Origin of the sequence: Nocardia farcinica (genome assembly GCF_029867845.1) — a bacterium.
GTDB lineage: Bacteria > Actinomycetota > Actinomycetes > Mycobacteriales > Mycobacteriaceae > Nocardia > Nocardia farcinica_A.
In genome coordinates, this window is sequence record NZ_JARWRU010000247.1 from 1 (window position 1) to 5,876 (window position 5,876).

Consider the following 5,876-nt stretch of genomic DNA (forward strand, 5'->3'; position numbering starts at 1 on the left):
CGCCGGGCGCCAAACGACCGGGGGCGTGGCGGGCCTAAGGGCCACCCCCCATCCCCGCCGCCCTGCGCCGGGGGGGCGCGCCCGCCGCCGTCCTCGACGACATGGCGGGCGAGCTCACCGACCCGCTGGCCAGGCAGTACCTGGCCGACGCGGCGGTCACCCACCCCTTCGTCCGTGCCCTGGTGGCCGACGAGCCGCTGGAAACGGGCAGTCACCAGCTCGCCGAGGTGCTGCGCCGCTGGCGGGCATCCCTCACCGCCGACGAACCCGAGCTGGTGTTGCGTCTGCTGGAACCCGAGGGCGTGGGCGACGCCGACGGCGCTGACCCGGACGATGCGAACCCGGACGGCGGCGCGAACCCGGACGACGACATGGTCCTGTGGCGGCTGGAGGTGTGCCTGCGCGTCGAGGACGCCGCGCCCACGCCGGTCCCGATCGATGCGGAGCCGCGCCTGCTGCGCACCGCGCTGGAGAAGCTCGGCGAGGCGCAGCGCGCCTACCCGCGCCTGCGCGAGCTGCCCTCCGACCCGCGCTCGCTCGACCTGCTGCTGCCCACCGCGGTGGTCGCCGACCTGGTCGCGCACGGCGCGTCCGCGCTGCGCGCGGCGGGAGTGCGGCTGCTGCTGCCGCGTGCCTGGGACATCGCCGAGCCGAGCATGCGGCTTCGGGTCGCCAGCGCACCGGCCGCTGCCGAGAGCACCGTCGGCATGCGCGGGCTGCTGTCGTTCCGCTGGGAGCTGGCCGTCGGCGACAAGGTGCTCACCCCGGCCGAGATGGGCAGGCTGATCCGGGCGAAATCCGATCTGGTGCAGTTGCGCGGCGAGTGGGTGCAGGCCGACCACAAGGCGCTGGCCGCCGCCGCCCGCTATGTGGCGGCGCACCTGGACGATTCCCCGGTCACCCTCGCCGACATGCTCGGCCACATCGCGGCCACTCGCGTGGACAAGGTGCCGCTCACCGAGGTCACCGCCACCGGCTGGGCCGCCGAGCTGTTCGAACGCGAGGGCTCCCGCGAGCCGGTCCCGCTGCCGATCGGCCTGAAGGCGCATCTGCGCCCCTACCAGCGGCGCGGCCTGACCTGGCTGGCCGCCATGAGCCGGTTGAACTGCGGCGCGGTGCTCGCCGACGACATGGGGCTCGGCAAGACCGTGCAGGTGCTCGCCCTGCTGGCCCACGAACGCGAGACCGGCGCGGCGGCCGGTCCCACGCTGCTGGTGTGCCCGATGTCGGTGGTCGGCAACTGGCAGCGCGAGGCGGGCCGCTTCACCCCCGACCTGCGGGTGCTGGTCCACCACGGCGCCGACCGCGGGCACGGCCCCGAGCTTGCCGAGGCCGTCGCGCAGTCCGATCTGGTGCTCACCACCTACGCCGTCCTCGCCAGGGATGTGCGCGAACTGGCCGAGCTGAACTGGGACCGCGTCGTGCTCGACGAGGCCCAGCACATCAAGAACGCCGCCACCGCCCAGGCCCGCGCCGCCCGCGCCGTGCCCGCCCGCCACCGCCTGGCCCTCACCGGCACGCCGGTGGAGAACCGCTTGGAGGAGTTGCGCTCCATCCTCGACTTCGCGGTGCCCAAGCTGCTCGGCACAGCGCAGACCTTCCGCGCCAGATTCGCGGTGCCGATCGAACGTGAGCACGACCAGAACGCGCTGTCGCGGCTGCGGCTGGTGACGGGCCCGTTCGTGTTGCGCAGGCTCAAGACCGACCCGGCCGTCATCGGCGACCTGCCGGAGAAACTGGAGATGACGGTGCGCGCGAACCTCACCGTCGAACAGGCCGCGCTCTACCAGGCCGTCGTGGACGACATGCTCGACAAGATCAAGCATGCCGAGGGGATGGCGCGCAAGGGCGCGGTGCTGGCCGCGCTCACCAGCTTGAAGCAGGTGTGCAACCATCCCGCCCACTACCTGCGCGACCATTCCCCGGTGCTGCGGCGCGGCAGGCACCGCTCGGGCAAGCTGGCACTGGTCGAGGACGTGCTCGACACCGTGATCGCCGACGGCGAGAAGGCGTTGCTGTTCACCCAGTTCCGCGAGTTCGGCGAACTGCTCATCCCCTATCTGAGCGAGCGTTTCGGCGTGCCCGTGCCGTTCCTGCACGGCGGGGTCGGCAAGAAGGAGCGCGACGCCATGGTGGAGCGCTTCCAGACCGAGACGGGCCCGCCGCTGATGGTGTTGTCGCTCAAGGCCGGTGGCACCGGGCTGAACCTGACCGCCGCCAATCATGTGGTGCACCTGGACCGCTGGTGGAATCCGGCGGTGGAGAACCAGGCCACCGACCGCGTCTTCCGCATCGGCCAGCGCCGGGACGTGCAGGTGCGCAAGCTGGTGTGCGTGGACACCATCGAGGAGCGCATCGACGAGATGATCACCGGCAAGAGCAGGCTCGCCGACCTCGCCGTCGGCGCGGGCGAACAGTGGATCACCGAACTGGGCGCCGACGAACTGCGGGAGCTGTTCACCCTCGGCGCCGAGGCGGTGGGCGAATGAGCGGGCGGCCGGGCGGGGGAGCGGCCCGCGGCGTGTCGGCCCGCACCCGGCGCGGCGGATTCGGCCGCACCTGGTGGGGCAAGGCGTTCATCGACGCGGTCGAGGCCATGTCGGAGCCGGGCAGGCTGGCCCGCGGCCGTGCCTGTGCCCGCGCGGGCAATGTCGTCGACTACCGCATCGACGTCGGCATCGTGGTGGCCGAGGTGCAGGGCAGCCAGCCGCGCCCGTTCACCGCCGAGTTCACCGTCCGCCGCCTGCGCGAGGAGGAGATCGACCTGCTCGCCGAGGAGGTGCGCGCCGCCCCCGGCACCCTCGCCGACATGGCTTCCGGTGTGCTGCCCGCCGCGCTCGGCCCGCACCTGCTGCCCACGACCGCCGCCGACCTCGACTTCTCCTGCACCTGCCCCGACCCCGGCTGGCCCTGCAAACACGCCGCCGCCGTGTGCTACCTGCTCGCCGAACGCCTGGACGAAGCCCCGCGGGACATCCTCACCCTGCGCGGGGTCGACCTCACCGCCCTCATCGCGCGCCTCGAACGCACCGCCGCTCCCGGCGACGACCCCGCCGCCGACCTCGCCGATCCCTACGGCGACCAGCGTGAACTGCCCGCCCCGCCCCGTGTCGAAAGACGTTCGGTGATGGACGATCTCGACCCCGTGCTGCTGCGCAAGGCGCTGCGCATGGTGTCCGAGGACGAATCCGCCGCGACCACGGCGTGGAAAGAACTCCAGACCCTCTACCGGGCCCTGGAAGACTCCTGAACCCCGTCTCGGCGGAAGCCGGCCGGGGGAAGCTGGTCGGCACCCGGCAGCGAGGCCGATCGCGGGCCGAACTTCGTTCGGGCGGTCCCGTCCGGACGCGGTGTCGGAACTTCTCGGCGCCGGGTGCCTCATCCAGTCTGCGGCCCGCCCCCGGTGTCGCGGAACGCCCCAACCCTGCCCTGTCGCTGCCCGATTGCCACCTCGGTGACCATCGGCGCCTCGGTCGACCGGCGCGGATGTCCCGCTGCCGACCTCGGGCAGTATCCGGCTCACCGTGTCGAAGTCGTCATCGGCGTGCAGAACAGTCAGATCGTGATGGACGGCCGCCGCACTTCGTTAGGCTCGCGGGTATGGGCGCGGACTCTGCGGTAGCGCGGTGCGAAGGGGAGCTGCGCGACGATCTCGGTACGCCCGTGGAGCGGGCCGACCCGCCCCGGCGGGTGGTCTCGCTGGTGCCCTCGCTCACCGAGGCCGTGGCCCGCACCTGCCCGGAGACGCTGGTCGCGGCCACGCAGTGGTGCACTCATCCGGCGGATCTGGATGTGGAGCGGGTGCGCGGGACGAAGAACCCGGATGTGCGGCGGATCGTGGAGCTGGCCCCCGACCTGGTGTTGTGCAACCAGGAGGAGAACCGCCGCATCGACGTGGAACGCCTGCGCGCCGCCGGGGTCGCGGTGTGGGTGACGAAGATCGAGACTCTCGACCAGGCGTTCACCTCGCTGCGCGGGCTGTTCACCACCGTGTTCGCTCGTGAGGAGCCGGACTGGCTCGGCGCGGCGGTGCGGGCATGGGCCGAGCCGCCGCCGAGTCCGCCGCGTCCCGCCGTCGTCCCGATCTGGCGCGATCCGTGGATGGTCGTCGGCCGTGACACCTTCGCCGGCGACCTGGCCGCCCGGCTCGGCCTGCGCCTGGTCCACGCCGACCGCCCCGACCGCTACCCGCGCCTCACCGACAGCGAACTCACCGAGGGCGTCGAGCTGGCCGTCCTGCCCGACGAGCCCTACGTCTTCACCGCCGACGACGGGCCCGACGCCTTCCCCGGCATCCCGGTCGCCCTGGTCGAGGGCCGGGCCCTCACCTGGTACGGCCCTTCTCTCGTCACCGCCCGCGCCGACCTCGCCCGGCACCTGGCCGCCGCCGAACCGCGCGGTCGGCGTCCGTCGCGCTGACCGCGCCGAGTCACCCGAGGCGGGCCAGCCGATAGTCGTTCAGGTCGAAATGCCCGCTGCGCCATGCCGCTTCGAGCGTGGTGGACGGCCGCAGCGGCACGTCCCCGTGCTTGTCGAAGTAGTAGCTGTTGGCCGTGGCGCAGCCGGGCTCCCAGAACACCTGGCCGCCGCGCCGGGCCAGCATCTCCCGGAAGAACCGGTCGTTGGCCTCGGCGGTGACCTCGATGGCGGTGGCGTCGTTGGCGCGGGCGTGGCGCAGGCAGCGCACGATGTGGCGGACCTGGTTCTCGATCAGCGCGAAATACGACGAGCCGTTGTAACCGTAGGGGCCGATGATCGAGAAGAAATTCGGGAAGCCGGGGATGCTGACGCCCTCGTAGGCCTGCAGCCGGTTCTCGTTCCACCACTGCTCGAGATCGCGCCCGCCGACACCGGTGAGGCGATAGGTGGGCATCTCGCCCGCCTCCATCAGCTTGAAGCCGGTGGCCAGGATCAGCACGTCGGCGCGGTGGTCGGTGCCGGTGGCCGTGCGGAGGCCGGAGCGGGTGATCTCGGCGATCGGGTCGGTCTCCAGCGTGACGTTCGCGCGGTTGTAGGTGGCGAGATAGTCGTTGGAGAAGCTGGGGCGTTTGCAGCCGAGGGGGTAGCGCGGGGTGAGTTCGTCGCGCACCACCGGGTCGTGCACCTGACGGCGCAGATGCGCGTGGCCGAGGCGTTCGCCGACGGCGGTGGTGGGCAGGGTGTCGTGGTAGTGCGCCGAGAGCGGGAAGGTCAGTTCCACATAGGTCTGGCTGGCCAGCCTGGTCAGCGACTTGCCACCGGGCAGGCGCAGCGCCATCCGCACGGGCGCGGGCAGCGGCGCGTCCGGGCGGGGCAGGCACCAGATGGGGGTGCGCTGGAAGACGGTCAGGTGCGCGACCTTCGGCGCGATCTCCGGGATGATCTGCACCGCCGAGGCGCCGGTGCCGATGATGGCCACCCGCTTGCCGCGCAGGTCGAGATGGTGGTTCCAGCGCGCGGTGTGCATGGTGGCGCCGCCGAAATCGGCCACGCCGGGGATGTCGGGCAGTTTCGGCCGGGTGAGCGCGCCGGTGCCGCTGATGACGAAGCGGGCGCGCAGTCGTGAGCCGTCGGCGGTGTGCACGATCCAGACGTGGGCGCGCTCGTCGAACTCGGCGGCGGTGACGGTGGTCTGGAAGCGGATGTGCGGGCGCAGCCGGTACTTCTCGACGCACCATTCGGCGTAGGCCTTGAGTTCGCGGCCGGGCGCGTACACCCGCGACCAGTCGTCGCGCTGGGCGAAGGAGAACTGGTAGCTGAAGGAGGGGATGTCCACCGCGACACCGGGATAGGTGTTCCAGTGCCAGGTGCCGCCGGCGCCCGCGGCGGGGTCCCCCGGCATGGAAAAGTGGAAAACCGCCCCGCGCCGGTTTATATGCGCACCGCGGGCCGGGCAT

General features: G+C 72.2%; 4 protein-coding genes. 3 read left to right on the plus strand and 1 reads right to left on the minus strand.

The window, feature by feature from the left end; all coding sequences use genetic code 11:
• Positions 1-101 precede the first annotated feature (101 nt).
• From QH283_RS05115 to QH283_RS05125, 3 genes are all read left to right on the plus strand, one after another.
• A complete protein-coding gene (locus QH283_RS05115) occupies positions 102-2,489 on the plus strand; it encodes a DEAD/DEAH box helicase (protein WP_280501859.1) in 2,388 nt (795 codons plus the stop codon).
• On the plus strand, positions 2,486-3,250 hold the full coding sequence (locus QH283_RS05120; protein WP_280501860.1) for an SWIM zinc finger family protein: 765 nt from the start codon (positions 2,486-2,488) through the stop codon (positions 3,248-3,250). The genes QH283_RS05115 and QH283_RS05120 overlap by 4 nt, the downstream gene beginning before the upstream one ends.
• Before the next feature lie 350 nt (positions 3,251-3,600).
• Positions 3,601-4,419, plus strand: coding sequence for a helical backbone metal receptor (locus QH283_RS05125; RefSeq protein WP_280501861.1), 819 nt, complete (start codon positions 3,601-3,603; stop codon positions 4,417-4,419).
• Positions 4,420-4,429: 10 nt separating this feature from the next.
• On the opposite strand, the gene QH283_RS05130 is transcribed toward QH283_RS05125, so the two are convergent.
• A complete protein-coding gene (locus tag QH283_RS05130) occupies positions 4,430-5,854 on the minus strand; it encodes a flavin-containing monooxygenase (RefSeq protein ID WP_432420661.1) in 1,425 nt (474 codons plus the stop codon).
• Positions 5,855-5,876 lie beyond the last annotated feature (22 nt).